13 protein-coding genes are annotated in these 16,139 nt (G+C 41.8%); 11 read left to right on the top strand and 2 right to left on the bottom strand.

Features of this window, described 5'->3' with window-relative positions:
• Positions 1–166: 166 nt before the first annotated feature.
• Both G5B00_RS16470 and G5B00_RS16465 read left to right on the top strand, forming a co-directional pair.
• Complete coding sequence (locus G5B00_RS16470; RefSeq protein WP_163878099.1) at positions 167–2,896, top strand: TonB-dependent receptor; 2,730 nt, start codon at positions 167–169, stop codon at positions 2,894–2,896.
• Positions 2,897–2,970: 74 nt separating this feature from the next.
• Entirely contained in the window at positions 2,971–4,140 is a 1,170-nt protein-coding gene (locus G5B00_RS16465; protein WP_163878096.1) for a hypothetical protein, read from the top strand.
• Between the two features lie 69 nt (positions 4,141–4,209).
• Here G5B00_RS16465 and G5B00_RS16460 read toward each other — a convergent pair whose 3' ends face one another.
• Together G5B00_RS16460 and G5B00_RS16455 are read right to left on the bottom strand one after the other, a co-directional pair.
• Positions 4,210–5,064, bottom strand: coding sequence for a universal stress protein (locus G5B00_RS16460; protein WP_163878093.1), 855 nt, complete (start codon positions 5,062–5,064; stop codon positions 4,210–4,212).
• Between the two features lie 8 nt (positions 5,065–5,072).
• On the bottom strand, positions 5,073–5,909 hold the full coding sequence (locus G5B00_RS16455; protein WP_163878089.1) for a universal stress protein: 837 nt from the start codon (positions 5,907–5,909) through the stop codon (positions 5,073–5,075).
• A 239-nt stretch (positions 5,910–6,148) separates the two neighbouring features.
• Between G5B00_RS16455 and alaS the strand changes: the two genes are divergently transcribed.
• The 9 genes from alaS to G5B00_RS16410 all read left to right on the top strand — a co-directional run bounded on the left by alaS (position 6,149) and on the right by G5B00_RS16410 (position 16,053).
• Complete coding sequence (gene alaS / locus G5B00_RS16450; protein WP_163878086.1) at positions 6,149–8,761, top strand: alanine--tRNA ligase; 2,613 nt, start codon at positions 6,149–6,151, stop codon at positions 8,759–8,761.
• Positions 8,762–8,858: 97 nt separating this feature from the next.
• Entirely contained in the window at positions 8,859–9,149 is a 291-nt protein-coding gene (locus G5B00_RS18415; protein ID WP_163878083.1) for a type II toxin-antitoxin system RelE/ParE family toxin, read from the top strand.
• Between the two features lie 11 nt (positions 9,150–9,160).
• The gene (locus G5B00_RS16440) at positions 9,161–9,469 is read left to right on the top strand and encodes a HigA family addiction module antitoxin (protein ID WP_163878080.1); all 309 of its coding nucleotides are present in this window, start codon (positions 9,161–9,163) and stop codon (positions 9,467–9,469) included.
• Positions 9,470–9,551: 82 nt separating this feature from the next.
• On the top strand, positions 9,552–10,652 hold the full coding sequence (locus G5B00_RS16435) for a TlpA family protein disulfide reductase (protein ID WP_163878077.1): 1,101 nt from the start codon (positions 9,552–9,554) through the stop codon (positions 10,650–10,652).
• A gap of 133 nt (positions 10,653–10,785) precedes the next feature.
• Positions 10,786–11,475, top strand: a complete 690-nt coding sequence (locus G5B00_RS16430; RefSeq protein ID WP_163878075.1) for a response regulator transcription factor — start codon at positions 10,786–10,788, stop codon at positions 11,473–11,475.
• Positions 11,476–11,667: 192 nt separating this feature from the next.
• Positions 11,668–12,963 carry an OmpA family protein gene (locus G5B00_RS16425; RefSeq protein WP_410510778.1) on the top strand — a complete coding sequence of 432 codons (1,296 nt, stop codon included), beginning with the start codon at positions 11,668–11,670 and terminating at the stop codon, positions 12,961–12,963.
• A 318-nt stretch (positions 12,964–13,281) separates the two neighbouring features.
• Entirely contained in the window at positions 13,282–13,869 is a 588-nt protein-coding gene (locus G5B00_RS16420) for a YceI family protein (RefSeq protein WP_163878070.1), read from the top strand.
• A gap of 54 nt (positions 13,870–13,923) precedes the next feature.
• Positions 13,924–15,342: a hypothetical protein gene (locus G5B00_RS16415; RefSeq protein WP_163878067.1), complete on the top strand. Its 1,419-nt coding sequence runs from the start codon at positions 13,924–13,926 to the stop codon at positions 15,340–15,342.
• A 234-nt stretch (positions 15,343–15,576) separates the two neighbouring features.
• A complete protein-coding gene (locus tag G5B00_RS16410) occupies positions 15,577–16,053 on the top strand; it encodes a YceI family protein (RefSeq protein ID WP_163878064.1) in 477 nt (158 codons plus the stop codon).
• The last annotated feature ends 86 nt before the right edge of the window (positions 16,054–16,139 follow it).

Here is a 16,139-nt window from a genome sequence, read left to right as displayed (position 1 = left end):
TTCATGTTTTTGGAGAACACGTCGTGGTTCGTACGTCAGCACGGCCGTAGAGACGCATGTATACATCTTAACATTAAATTAAGATATTGCTAATGTATTAATAACCTTCTGTTAATGCCAGAGTAATAATTGCGTGATAATATTGCAACATAAATTTAACACGAGTATGAAGCGTATTTATCATGTTTTATTGCTATTAGGAGGTATTTTGTTTATTTCCAATGCAATGGCCCAATCTCTTCAAGGGATCAGAGGTAAGATTGTGGATGTAGAAACTTTTAAACCTATTATAGGAGCCAGTATTTCTGTTTCCAGTATAACCAGTCCTGTCACCACCGATGAAAAGGGCGAATTTGTGGTGCCTGTACCGAAAAAAGGAGCGTATCAAATCGTTAGCAAATTTGTGGGATACGCTTCGGATACGACTACGGTAGTGTTGGGCGAAAAGCCCTGGGAAAACATCAACATCGTCTTGGTGGCCGAAAACTCCAGTATAGACGAGGTCGTGGTTACGCGGAGAAGAGCACAGTTTACCGAGTTGGCTTTGTTGGACGAGCGAAAAAAATCCAACCTGATGCTGGAAAAGATTGGTTCGCAGGAACTGTCCCGAAAAGGGGTGAGCGATGCCAAAGGGGCATTGACAAAAATGACCGGTGTAACGCAATCGGCCAGTGGAGCCAATGTTTTTGTACGCGGTCTGGGGGACAGATACAATAACACGACATTGAATGGCCTAGCGCTTCCTTCGGAAGATCCTTTGAATAAAAATATTTCACTTGATTTTTTTGGTACAGACGTTATCCAAAGTGTTTCGGTGAACAAGACGTTCAATCCGCAGCTCATGGGAGATGTTGCCGGAGCTGATATCGATATTGTATCCAAAGAACTTACTGAAGACGGTTTTTTGGAAATAGGTGCATCTACAGGTATCAATACAGAGGCGATCAATACCGACAATTTTAAAAAAGTATCAGGTTCAAATTGGTTCGGGAAGTTAAAAGAATCAAAAAGTTCTATTACCAATGGAAATACATATGCGTTTCCCAACAAATGGAATTCTATTCCTATGGAAGGAACTCCGTTGAACTCATCATTCTCATTGGCGGGAGGAAAGAAAGTTAGGATAGGTGGGAATAACCTGAATGTGTTTTTGTCGGCTAACATGAATTCGGATTACAAATATTATGATGGCGTCGTTCGTCAGACATTAACGGATGGTACTGTTTTCTTAGATCAGAAATCAACACTTTCACAGTATAATGTCGATAAGACCGGTGTTGCAAATCTAAAGTATTCCTTTGGTGCGCATTATGTAGCATTCAATTCTTTGTATATTAATAATCAAAGCCAGACATTTGAAGATAATTATGGACTGACCAACGATCCCAACCCGAATGACAAAGGCTTGTTCAGAAGACAACATATTGTAGATAATAACTTGTTTGTGAATCAACTTTTGTCAAAACTTGTATTGAGCGATGTCTTGAATCTGGATCTTGGAATCGCGTACAACCTGGTAAAAGGAAATGAACCTGACCGTCGTACAATCAGATTAGCAGAAATATTTGATGGTAGTGGAAATAGTGATTTTTATCTATTGGCGGAGCAAAACTCAAACGAACGATATTATTCCGATTTGACAGAAAAAAATTGGTCTACAAAAGCTATCGCGACATATAATCTAGATAAGGACAATGAGTTTGATCGTAAAATCAGTTTGGGGTATAACGGCAACATGACGGACAGAGATTTTAATGCGACTTTGTATACGCATGAGATAAATGGTTCCCGTCAACTTGATCCAGACAATGTTTATAATATTGATAATGTATTTAACGATAAGGCCTTACAGTCCGGATTTTTCGATTTGAGTTCACGCTTTGGCAACTTTGAGCCGGAATGGTATAAAGGTAGGAAGCGTGTGCATTCAGCATTGCTGTTGGGCACGTACCAATTTACTGAAAAGTTTACGGCCTTGTTGGGTGTCCGGTATGATAATGTATTCCAGGAGGTCACGTACAAAACTGCTTTGAATGATTCGAAGCTGAACGGTAATAAGCCACTGGAGAAGAATTATGTATTGCCAAGCTTGAACCTAAAGTATGCATTGACCGATAAGAGCAATCTGCGAGCATCTGCGAGTATGTCTTATACCTTGCCGCAATTTATTGAGATAGCTGAGTTTTTGAATGCATTTTCGACGTATACCACACAAGGTAATCCAGATCTGAAACCTGTTCAAAATATGAATTTTGATGCCAAGTGGGAACTCTTCCCTGCTTCGGGAGAATTGATTTCTGTCGGTGTTTTTTATAAACAGCTGAACGATCCGATCGCACGTACGGAGATGAGCGGCAACGTAATGACTTACCATAATGTCGGTTCGACCGCCACCGTTGCCGGAGCCGAGCTGGAATTGAAGAAAAATATCCTCAAAACAGCAGGTGAATATGGCGATAATGTGCTCTCGGGAGGATTAAACCTGTCGTATCTATACAGTAATCAAAAACTTGAAAATATCATACCAAGGTTTACAGCAAAAGAGTCTGCATTGCAGGGTGCATCGCCGGTACTGGTCAATGCTGATGTAACTTACCTGTGGAACAGACAACACTGGAATCTGGCATCGACAGCGGTATTAAATTATTTCAGTGACCGTATTTATTCCCTTGGTGGTAATAACGCATATAGAGATATTATCGAAAAAGGAATTCCAACACTTGATTTTATTACACAGGCCAATATTCATAAAAAATGGGGTGTTAGCTTGAAGGCTCGTAACCTACTTAATCCGGAATTTCGTTTGGAAAGGGAGTCTGATTCGAATAATAATATCGTTTTGGAATCTTATAAGCGGGGCATGGACATAAGTTTAGGATTGTCTTATAAGTTTTAATGATTTGGTAATATTAAATTAATCATTTAGTTGCTTTCGTGAATTAATATTGTAATAAATAAAAAAGAGAAAAAATGAAAAGAAAACTACTTAGTATGATGGCCGTTTCGGTACTGTTGTTTAGTGCATGTTCGGACAAAGAAGGGGATGGTGATGGTGTAGATAATGGAGAACCAGTTGAATTGACTGAACTGCTGGGAAGTATCACGAGTAAAAATGCCGTAGTTAAAGGCAATTCTATTGATTTGGTTGGAGCAACAATCGTTCGTTCAGGCGCGACATTAACTATTCCTGCGGGTACGACGATCACTGCGAATGACAAAGGTGCCTATTTGTTGGTCGAGCGAGGTGCCAAGATTATTGCAAAAGGTACAGCCACTCAACCAATTAAATTTACAGCTGTTACCAAAAAATCCGGTGCTTGGGGAGGTTTGATCATCAATGGTAAAACACCTCTTGCACGTGCCACTGAATCTTCGCCGAGTAACTTTGAAACAGAAATCAACACAAACATATTCTATGGCGGTGATGATGTGAATGACAATTCCGGTGAGTTGGATTATGTGATTATTGAATACTCTGGTGCAAATATATCTGATGACAAAGAACACAACGGTTTGACACTGAACGGTGTGGGTAAAGGTACTAAAATCAGTAACATCTATATCAAAGACGGTGCGGATGATGGTATCGAGTTCTTCGGTGGCTCGGTTGACGTCACGAACCTGTTGGTTGTGAATTCTGAGGATGATATGTTCGACTTTACTCAAGGGTATACAGGAACCTTGAAAAATGCATATGGTATCTGGGAAACTGCTTTTAAAACTAACGAGAAAGACCCTTGTGGTATCGAGGCCGATGGTAACCACGACGGAACTTTACCAAATGCCGTTTATCAGTCTAATTTCAAGATTGAAGGTATGACTATTGTTCATAAATCAACTACAGCCGGAACTGAAGGAAAAATGGTCGATGTTCTGAAAATCAGAAGAGGTGCTACTGCAAATATTACTAATTTGTTGATCAATATTGGTGAAACCTCTAGTTTTGATGATATTATTGATTTTGAAGATGGAAAAGGCAATGGTAATAAAGCTTCTAGCATTACCTATACATTTAACCCTGCTGGTTCATTCGCTGAGAGTAAAATAAAAAATCCTGATGGCGCTACGTTGACTAAAAACGATAGCCAAACGGGTGCCAATACAAGTGTTTTTGCCTGGACAGGTTATTCTTTCAATTAAAAGGTTAATATATTTTTAAATTAATTTGTAGTAGAGACGCAATGCATTGCGTCTCTACGTTTTTTATAGCTACGACAACTTCGCAAAGAATTTCGGTATCTGGATCTGATACGCCATTTTACGGACAATATTTTCTTCCATGACTTTTCGCAAGAACCCTTTTTTACTCTTTGTGACCAAGAGCAGGTCAATCTGCTCATCTTCTATGACAGAGTCAATGGACTTGGATACGTTCTCTTTGTACTGAATGAAGAAAGCCTGGTTTTTGATAACATAAGAAATGTCATCTACCCCTGTTTCCTGGATGATCCGGTGGATAAAATCCTTGAACTTCTTGTCTATACCCTTTACATCGGCATTGTCCGTATTGATATGGATCAGAATCAGCTCAAAGTCCTTGCCCAATAATCTGATAGCCTGTTTTAGAACCTCGATTTCACCATCCTTAAAATTGCACAGTAGCCCCACTTTGTTCAACCGTATTTTGCGATCCGTCAGTGGAACAGCCAAGACGGGCACCTGGGTGTTTTCGAAGACGTCGTACATGTTGGAGCCACTGAGTACGGCATCCAATCCTGACGATCCTTTTGTTCCCATGACAATGGCATCGTATTCGTTCTTGGCAGTGAGTTTGCGGATTTCATTATAGATATTTCCATCCCGAAAGATGACGTTCACATTCAGTTCGGGATTCGTTGCGACTAGTTCAGATACAATTTTTTGCATGTCACGTTTAGCAGATCCTACGCGGGGATCTATGAGATCTGTATTAGACTGAGAATCTTTATAGATATCGTTGTAGTCTGTAAAGACATGCACGAGGTCGATATCGTGATACACCGATTTGTTTAATGCGCCAGCGTAAGCTATAGCTTTGTAAGAATGCTCAGAGAAGTCAACCGGTATGAGAATTTTGTTTGCCATAGGAAAGATTAATTATTGTCAAAGAATGTAGGTCTGTCTAGGTGTAGTGCTATTTGTTTGGATACCGATGGACGGAAAAGCCTTTCGAAGAAGCTTTTTCGGGTCTTCGTGACCAGGATGATATCGTAGTTCTTTTCGGCAATGATATGTTGGACCACTTCGGGCACGGTATCCAAAGCACTGCTTTGCTCATCGATAGGTCTACATATGGTCTGTACCGAGTCTATCCCATCGATTTCCCGAATATTGAACGACCAGGATTTTAGCAGATCTTCCACTTGATGCTGGTTGCTGAGGTCCTTATATACATGGATCAGATCCAATCGGGGAATGTTGCCGATATATAAGATGTAATCGGTAAGTGTTTCCAATTCTTCGGGTTTGAAATTGGTCAACATGGCCACATTGTCAAATTGGAATTTGTCATATCCATCCGGTATGGCCAATACGGGTACAGAAGACTTGGATACGATGCTGCTGGCATTGCTCCCCCATATGATTGATTTACCCTGTCCGGCTCCCGTAGTACCCATGACTACAAATAGATACGAACCTTCTTCAGTCATCGGAGGTACGACTTCAGTCAATAATCCGGCTACGCAGGTGGTTTTGATCTGTAAGGAAGGAAATTCCTCCAGTAGCTTCTCTTTCCATTCTACGATCAATATATCGGCCTTCAGTACCGACGAATCATCGTCTTCCTCATTAAAGACAGTTGATTTTGTGGTGTAGCAGTGGAATAGCTCGATATGTAGGCTGCGCTTGACGGCCAATTTGCAGGCGTATCTAGCAGCGTAATGTGCATTTTCTGAAAAATCCGTAGGTACTAGTATTGTTTTTATCATGAAATGAAACCCTTGTTGAACTCCTGTTAAATATAGCAAAATGATTGTATATATTAAATGACCAAAACCACTAAATTGTTTTTTTGTTAAGATAGATACCCTATGCTGGCGCACGAACCCCTTCGTGTGCCTAGAGAGTAAGCTCTAGAGAACCTTCCGTGTGCCTCTCCACAACTCTCATTTAGGGATTGTAACAGAAACCATTTTTAAGTAGCTTTGTACCTTTATAAATGAACTTCATGACCAGTAAAGAAATACGCAGCGCGTTTTTGGATTTTTTCAAAGATAAGTCACATCATATTGTCCCTTCTGCACCGGTTGTCATCAAGAATGATCCCACCTTGATGTTTACCAATGCCGGTATGAATCAGTTTAAGGACTTGTTTTTAGGAGAGGCCACTATCAAATATCCTCGTGTAGCAGATACGCAGCGTTGTTTGCGTGTATCGGGAAAGCATAACGATTTGGAAGAGGTGGGGATCGATACCTATCACCATACGTTGTTCGAAATGCTGGGCAACTGGTCTTTTGGTGATTATTTCAAAAAAGAAGCTATTGGCTGGGCCTGGGAACTTCTTACCAAAGTCTATCATCTGGACAAGGACCGCCTGTATGTCACTATTTTTGAAGGCGATACATCCGAAGGGCTTGCCCGGGACGCAGAAGCCTTTAGTTTTTGGGCGGCACATGTGGCGGAGGATAGGATTTTGTTGGGCAATAAGAAGGACAACTTTTGGGAGATGGGCGATACAGGGCCATGTGGCCCTTGTTCGGAAATCCATTATGATATGCGTCCTGACGACGAACGCCAACAGGTCAAAGGGCAGGATCTGGTCAATGCAGACCATCCACAGGTCATTGAGATCTGGAATCTGGTCTTTATGCAGTTCAATAGGCTGAAATCCGGAGTATTGGAACCTTTACCAGCGAAGCATGTAGATACGGGTATGGGCTTTGAGCGATTGGTACGTGCCATACAGGGCAAGACTTCCAATTACGATACAGACGTCTTTCAACCGTTGATTTCTTTTATAGCAGAAAAGGCGGGTATAAAATACGGTGAAAATGAAAAGACCGACATTGCGATGCGTGTGCTGTCCGATCATATCCGTGCGGTCAGCTTTGCTATTGCTGATGGACAGTTGCCGTCCAATAACAAAGCGGGGTATGTAATCCGTCGTATCCTACGTCGTGCGGTGCGCTATGCCTATACGTTTCTGAACTTCAAAAATCCATTTTTCCATGAGCTGGTACCTCTGTTGGCGGAGCAGTTCAAAGATGTTTTCGATGAGTTGTATCAACAACAGGACTTTGTAGAAAAGGTGATTTTGGAAGAGGAAGTATCCTTCTTGCGGACCTTAACGACAGGTATTCAGCGTTTTGAAAACTATGCGGCACAACAGTCTGTCATTGCAGGTGATTTTGCTTTTGAATTGTTTGATACCTATGGATTTCCCATAGACTTGACCGAATTGCTAGCCAGGGAGAAAGGTCTGGTTGTGGATATGGATGGATTTCAAAAAGCACTGAATGTGCAGAAAGAACGGTCACGAGCCGCCACATCTATAGATACAAGCGATTGGGTATTGGTCGGAGAAGATGAGGAGGTCGAATTTGTGGGTTATGATACCTTGTCGGCGAAAACGCAGGTCATCAAATACCGCAAGGTCAGTACCAAGGGTAAGGAACAGTATCAATTGGTATTGAGCGTTACTCCATTCTATGCCGAAGGGGGGGGACAGGTCGGCGATACGGGTGTTCTGGTATCGGAGACCGGCGAAAAGATTGCTGTGACAGATACCAAAAAAGAAAATGGCCTTATTGTTCATTTTGTCGATAGGCTTCCTACGCAGGTCGATGTTGTATTCGATGCACAGGTCGATGCACAGAAGCGTTTGGATACGGAGAGCAACCATTCGGCCACACACTTGCTGCATGCGGCTTTGAAGCAGGTGTTGGGTGACCATGTTCACCAGAAAGGCTCGTTGGTGTCAGCGGATGTATTGCGTTTTGATATTTCCCATTTTTCAAAGATGACGCAGGATGAGATCAAAGCGGTAGAGGATATTGTCAATGAAAAAATCAGGGAAAATATAGCGTTGAAAGAGGAGCGGAACGTGCCTTTTCAACAAGCGATCGATATGGGTGTGACGGCCTTGTTTGGCGAGAAGTATGGGGACTATGTACGCATGATTACTTTCGACGATACGTTTTCCAAGGAGCTGTGCGGAGGTACACATGTCAGGGCTACGGGACAGATCGGTTTCTTCAAGATTATTTCCGAATCGGCTGTGGCCGCAGGAGTAAGACGTATAGAGGCCATTACGGGTTCCAAAGCGGCAGCAGTGATAAGGGAGTACTTTGAGTTGTTCCAAAATGTTAAAGAACTGCTGAACAATCCAAAAGATTTTGTCTCCGCTGTTGGAAAATTGGTGGAAGAAAACTCTTCACTCAAAAAGGAGATTGAAAACCAGATTAAGGAGAGGTCTCTGGCGATGAAGAAAGAGCTGGAAGAAAAATTTGAGGTAGTCAATGGGGTTAATTTTTTGGCAGCAGTCGTAGATCTACCCAATGCAGATGCGGTAAAGACATTGGCTTATGCTCTGAAAGGTATGATGAACAATCTTTTCCTGGTATTGGGTGCGGATATAGAAGGCAAGCCAAGTTTGACCGTGGTAGTATCGGAGGATTTGGTCAAAGAAAAAGGCTTGAATGCCGGAACAATCGTTCGGGATTTGGCCAAGGATATACAAGGTGGCGGTGGTGGTCAACCGTTCTTTGCGACAGCGGGAGGCAAAGATGTATCGGGATTGCAGAAAGCCATAGCGAGGGCGAAGAGTTTTGTATATTGAATCTACTTCTTCTCATACGCATTATTCAATTTTCATAGGATATTGCTATTTTATTTGTAGTATATAAGTGATAATTGTATATTTGCAGTATACAATCATGATAGTGTCATTTAAGCATAAGGGGTTAAAATTGTTGTGGACGAAAGGAGACAAAAGTAAAATTCCTGCAAATTTGGCGGATAAAATCAAGAGAATACTGATTGTTATAGACAATATTGAACTAATCCCGGATGATTTAGACGGGTTGCAATATTTAAGGCCTCATTTGTTAAAAGGTAATTTGGATGGTTTTTGGTCTATGACCGTAAGTGGGAACTGGAGGATAATCTTTCAATTTGACAATAAAACCCATGAAGCAAGTATTTTAGATTTTTTGGATTATCATTAAAGTTTTGAATTATGGAAAAGCACGAAAGTAATATCATACACCCAGGTATCATATTGAAAGAAGATATCATATCTCCAGCGGGATTGAGTGTAACAGAAGCTGCAGCATTTTTAGGAATATCACGATTGAGTCTGTCTAAAGTGATCAATGAGAAAGGTAGCATAACGCCGAATATTGCATTGAGATTAGAAAAAGTATTTGGAGGAAAGGCAGATTTTTGGTTGCGTTTACAAAGGAATTACGACCTTGAAAAAGAACGTATCAATTTCCGGGATAATCCTCCTTTGGTAAAAACATTCAAATACCCTAGAATTGCCTAAAGCGAATTGACAAATAGAATGCCTATTCGCAATATAAGAGCAATAAATCCCAATAAGATTTTTTATTCATCTCCTGCTTATCATGCGAACGATTCAATACCTATTCTTATTCCTAATCTTACCCTTGTTTTTTGCCTGTGGTGGAGCGGATAAAATTGTTGTAGAGGGAAAGGTCAGTAACCCTGGCAATGTCAAGGTCGTAGCCTTTTACGAAGGGGATCGCAAATTGGATTCGGTCTATCTGAGTGACCGGGACAGATTCAAATTTGAACGTGAAGCTACCCAACCGAGATTGTTATCCATCGAGATCGGTAAAAATAAATACCCTGTTATCATTTCTCCCGGCGAAGTATTGATCTTCTCCACGGACTTGATGAGTGATCCTGAGCAATACGAGGTGAGCGGTTCGGATCTATCCATCGCCTTAAAGGAATTTACCCCGCTTCGACAAAAGAAGACCGCCGTAGAAGATTCGTTGCAGGCGGATTTTTTGAGACAGATTGTGGACAAACCAGAAAAGGAAATAGACAACCTACGGGCTGAATATCTGTCCAGCTATAAGGAAAGCCTACGGTTTTACACCGATGAGGCTGTGGCATTTGCAAACCGGCAGCCTAATCTGGCGGGATTCTATGCCATGAGTACGTTGGATCCAGAGTTGGCAGAGCAGGAGTTGATCCAATATTCCGAGCAAATAAAGGATCAGTTTTTGGACAATAGAACGGTTTCCCAATTCAAAGAAGAGATAGAAAAACTGAAAAAGCTGGCTGTGGGACAATCTGCACCGGAAATCATTGCCTATACCCCCAACAATAAGACCGTCAAACTATCAGATTTCCGAGATAAATATACATTGGTCGATTTTTGGGCTTCCTGGTGTATGCCGTGCCGAAAAGAAAACCCGAATCTCGTCCGTTTATACCAGCGCTACAAGAATAAAGGATTTGATATTTTGGGAGTATCGCTGGACGACAATCCCGGCTCTTGGATGAAAGCGATCGGAGATGATGGATTGGTGTGGACGAATATTTCTGATTTGAAGGCCTGGTCCTCGGAGGTAGTCTTGGATTATAGGATCAAGGGGATTCCTGCATCGGTGCTGGTCGATCCGGAAGGGAAGATTTTGGCTAAGAATCTACGGGGTAAAGAGTTGGATGTTTTCCTGCAGACGGTTTTTGAATGATTTAACTTTTCCAAAGTTCCAAACTTTGGAAAAGTTTTTCTCTTTGTTAAGTTAACTTTATCGGTTAACAATTTTATAACATTGTATTAACCTTATATTACCATAAAGTACATATTTTAGCAAAAAAACAACGATGAGTGCAAAGCATACAATATTGGTAGTAGACGATGAGCAGGATATCCGGGAATTGATTGCTTACAATCTGAATAAAGAAGGATATCAGGTATTTACCGCTTCCAATGGAAAACAAGCTATCCAAAAGGCAAAAGAAGTCAATCCGGATCTTATTATATTGGATGTGATGATGCCTGTGATGGATGGCATCGAGGCCTGTCGTGTCATGCGTGCTATGCCCGAATTCAAGCATACCTTCATGGTGTTCTTGACGGCACGTAGTGAAGAATATTCTGAAATAGCCGGTTTTCATGTGGGTGCAGATGATTATATTGCCAAGCCGATCAAACCGAGAGCCTTAATGTCCCGTATCAACGCGATTTTGCGCAGAAATGCGACGGAAGCGGTAGAAGAAGTAGCCGATAAGTTGGAAATTGCGGATCTGGTGGTAGATAGGGATTCGTTTATGGTTTATCGGGGAGAAGAAAAAATTGTGTTGGCCAAAAAAGAGTTTGAGTTGCTTTACCTTTTGGCCTCCAAACCCAATAAGGTTTTTACAAGAGACCAAATTCTAAAAGCGATATGGGAAGATTCGGTGGTCGTGACCAACAGGACAATCGACGTGCACATCCGCAAGTTGCGTGAGAAGATTGGCGACAATTATGTCTCTACCGTAAAAGGAGTCGGCTATAAATTTGATTTGGGATAATAAGAAATATCCGGGAGACTTCCGAAGTTTCAATTCTTAAAAAACAATAGTCTTTGTAGTTTGTTATCTACAAAGACTTTTTTTTAATATGCATTCGACCAAATAGTACTTATTTTTGTGTAGAATGGCAGTTAAATTGCTCCATTTACTAAAATTTAAAATATGAAAAATAAACATTTACTCAAAATCAGCATGTTGTTTGGTGCGGGATTGGTCTCGGCTACAACATTTGCGCAAAACACCGCAACTATTGACGGTACCACACCGCTAGGATCTTCATCCGGGTACCGGACCTGGTCTGTAGGGATCAATGCCGGTGTGTTGAATCAGTCCAATATCCTGGGGTTCAACCGTGAGGGCTTTGATAAGCTAGAGCATAATGTAGGGTATAGCGCTTACATCAAAAAGCAAATCTCTCCTTCATTTGGCCTAAAAGCACAGTATCTGGGCGGTAAAGTAGCTGGCAAAAACGAAGATAACGGTTCATCGTTTGAGACAAAAACTCCCTGGTCCGGTGCTTTGAGTGCAGAATGGACGTTGGCCAATACCAACTGGCGATTTTTCAACAGCATTATCAAACCTTACTTCGCAGTAGGTATCGGTGCATTAAATTTCGAAACCTCATACAACGACGGGACGACTGTTACCAACCATGACGCGACAACAAAACTATACGTGCCTGTAGACGCGGGGTTCAAATTTGCCGTGGCCAAAGGTATCAATCTTGATCTGGGTTATCAATTGAACTGGGCCAACCAACGTTTTGACGGTGTAATGGGAGGTCAGTACAAAAATGACCTGTTCTCCTATGCCCATGCTGGTTTGGAGATAGCCTTAGGCAGTGGCAGCAAGCCTTATCTGGGCAATAGCAATCCTGTGGCAACGTTGGTACAGGACTATACGTCCAAATATGACGAACTGAAAGCCGAACGCGATGCGTTGGTCGCGTCCAATAAAGCGCTGAAAGACCAAGTGGATGCTTTGGCCAACGAGCTGAAAGACGATGATGGTGATGGCGTTGCCAATAAATATGACAAATGTCCGAATACACCGGCCGGTGTAAAAGTTGATGGATCCGGATGTCCATTGCCCGAAATGAAGCATGAGACGAAGGTGATCGAGAAGATAGTCGTGACCGAAGAAGACAAGAAAGTCGTTGCCGAAGCAATCAGCAACCTGGAATTTGATCTGAGCAAAGCAACTATCCGTGAAAGCTCTCATGCATCACTAAACCGTGTAGCAGCACTATTGATCGAGAAAAATTTCAGCTTGAAATTGGCCGGACATACGGACAATACCGGTTCTAGAGAATTGAATCTACGTCTTTCGAAAGAACGTGCAGAAGCTGTCAAAAACTACCTGGTATCCAAAGGAGCCAACCCTTCACGTATCGAAGCGACAGGATATGGTCCTGACCAACCTATTGCCAGCAATGCAACCGCAGCAGGTCGTCAGCAAAACCGTCGTGTAGAGTTCACATTGTATTAAGATTATTTTTATCCAATTATTAATAATAGGAGGAGCCGCATTTTGCGGCTCCTTTTTTTGTATAGACATGTAGAGACGCAATGCATTGCGTCTCTACTTTGTCTCCTTTTGATTCCAAATTGTGATCTAGGTCATAAAATATACTCCACAAAGTTTTTTTCTCCTAAAAACAGCCTTTAAATACACTAAAAAAGGCCTTTCATTTATTTTCAAAAACTAATGAAGATCACTAAATATCCTATCATAAACCATGTGCAGTGCACATACTTCGCGGTACTTTTGGGTATAAGAAATTGATTATTATTAGAACAAACGATTATGGAAACAATGATTAGAAAAATGACAGCAATAGCGATAATCGGATTTATCGCCTTCGCATTTCAACACGTGAACGCACAAACTTATCAGTCTAGTGCAGCTAAAGTAACGATCAAAGGTACATCCACCTTGCATGATTGGGATATGACCTCTTCAAGCGGTGCTGTTAAAGCTACATTTACAGTTTCGAATGATCAAGTAACAGATATTAACGCTCTTTCTTTTAATGTATCGGCCGAATCGCTGAAAAGCAGCAAGAGCGGTTTGGACAAAAATGCGTACAAGGCACTGAAAACCGGGACACACAAGCAGATTACTTTTACAATGACATCAGGAAAGGTAACCCCTGGTTCTGGAGGCAACTTTAAGGTATCCGTAACCGGAAACTTAACTATCGCAGGTACGGCCAAAGCCACTACCATCCAAGGTACAGGTGTGTACAATCCAGCGGACAAGAGTATCTCCGTAAAAGGATCCACCAGGTTCAACATGACAGAATACAAGGTGACACCACCTACAGTCATGATGGGTACGATCAAGACCGGGGATTCGATCACCATTGATTACAATGTCAAACTGACACCATAAACACAGAATCAAATAATTATTAACAACAAAAACATACAATCTAAAACTACTATCATGAACAGAAGAATTAAAAGTTGGATGGTCATCTCAGCAATGATGGCTACAATGATACCGGCTGTCGTATTTGCACAGGAAGAATCCGAACAAGACAAAGGAGGGATAGCTACTTATGGGGAACCTGATTTCTTTAGACCTTATGACAAACGTGGTCTACACATGTTCGAAACAACCAAAGAGGACATGGACAAAGCATACACAGGGCGCAAGTTCAGCATAGGCGCAGGTTTTTCACTTCAGTTCCAATCACTGAAGAACTCAAACAAAGACGCTTTGAACAATGATTTTAAAGGTGCGACCCCTGCCGATAGGGAAAATGCTTTAGCGCAATTAGCTCCGGGCTTCAGCTTGCCACAAGCCAATCTATACATTGATGCACAGCTTGCCGATGGTATTCGCCTTCATCTGGCCAACTATATGGCTTCCAAGCACCACAACGAATTTTGGGTAAAAGGCGGTTATCTGCAAGTAGATAAACTTCCGTTCAAAGGTGAGATATGGGACAAGATCAACGAGGTTGTCACGATCAAAGCAGGTCACATGGAAATCAACTACGGTGATGCGCACTTCCGCAGACCTGACGGCGGGCATACTTCATACAGCCCATTTATCGAAGGTAATATCATGGATGCTTTTGCAACGGAAATCGCTGCCGAGGTCTACGCACAGAAAAATGGCTGGATCGGTATGGTTGGTGTGAGTAATGGTATGATCAAAGGACATACTGAGGAAGCTGCTCCTACCGGTTATCAAGATAAATTTGACAAGAGAAATCCATCCGTTTATTTAAAAGCAGGTTGGGACAAACAATTGAACGATGATTTGAGATTACGTTTCACCGGTTCGGTGTATCACAACTCAGGAACAAACGGATCAGGTCTGACCTTGTATTCAGGTGACCGCACAGGATCTAACTACACCTATGTGATGGAGCAGTACTATACAGCGGCCGGTGCAGCAAAAGCGGCTACTGCCATGTACAAATCCGGTCGTTTTGATGCGAACAATTACAATGCTAAATTGACAGCTCTCATGTTCAATGCATTTGCCAAAGCACAAGGATTTGAGCTCTTTGGTACTGCGGAGTTTGCAAATGGACGTTCTAAAGCCGTGGCAGACGAAAAGGACAGGGCTACGAGTCAATATGCCGTAGAAGGTATCTACCGCTTCGGAAATAACGAAAACCTGTTTCTGGGTGCGAGATATAACATTGTCAATTCCGAAGTCCTGATGGGGAGCGCAGTTGAGGACGTGAAGGTTGACCGTGTTGCTGTGGGAGCAGGTTGGTTCTTGACCAAAAACATCGTAATGAAAGGTGAATATGTCAATCAGAAATATTCAGATTTCCCACAGGCAGATTACCGTCACAACGGTAAGTTCAATGGCGTAGTGCTTCAAGCCGCCATCTCGTTCTAACACATAATCCGAGTGTTTTATAATGTCAGGCATTGTGCAGATATTCTGCCAATGCTTGATTTATCATTCAAGACATCGCCCTAAAGTAAACGGCACAGAAGGATGAATTCCAATATTAGCATACAAAGAATATTTTATTTTCTGTTCTGCTTGAGCTTTTTAAGTCTCTGCCCACGAGGATTGGCACAAAGCAAGGACTCTTTTGTATGGAATGTCCTGCCAAACAGTTCTATCATGATTCATGGAAGTTCCAATGTCAATACTTTCGGCTGTGCATCTACGGGAGCGTTCAAATCCAAACCTATCGAAGGGACTGCCGGACAGGGAAAAGTTAGCCTCAAAGGTTCTATATCCATTGCAATCAACCAGCTAGACTGTAAAAATAGAATGTTGAACAAGGATTTGAGAAATACCTTAAAAGCTGATCAATACCCTACTTTGACAATTCATTTTGTTAGTCTGGACAGGATGCCTCAAATGGGGGCCAACAGTGAGACGATCAATGGCACGGTTTTGATCGAATTGGCGGGAAAGCGTAAAAACTTCAATCTGAAGTATGCGTTGACCCGTACCAAAGAAGGGTTGTTATTAGAAGGAGGAAGATTGTTTACTTTTTCAGATTTTGAATTAACTCCGCCACATAAGATCGGAGGACTGATCAAGGTAAGAGACAATTTTGATGTCAACTTTAGCTTGCGATTGGCGGAATGATAAAAAAGATTTTTTCATAATCAGTCTTCATTTTTTTGTTAAAACCTATAGGGTGTCAACACCTTATAGGTTTTTTAGGTAGAGAC

The sequence above is a fragment of the Parapedobacter sp. SGR-10 genome, from assembly GCF_011030405.1.
Lineage (GTDB): Bacteria > Bacteroidota > Bacteroidia > Sphingobacteriales > Sphingobacteriaceae > Sphingobacterium.
The sequence above is the reverse complement of the archived record's forward strand: the minus strand, read 5'-3'. Positions and strand labels throughout refer to the sequence as shown.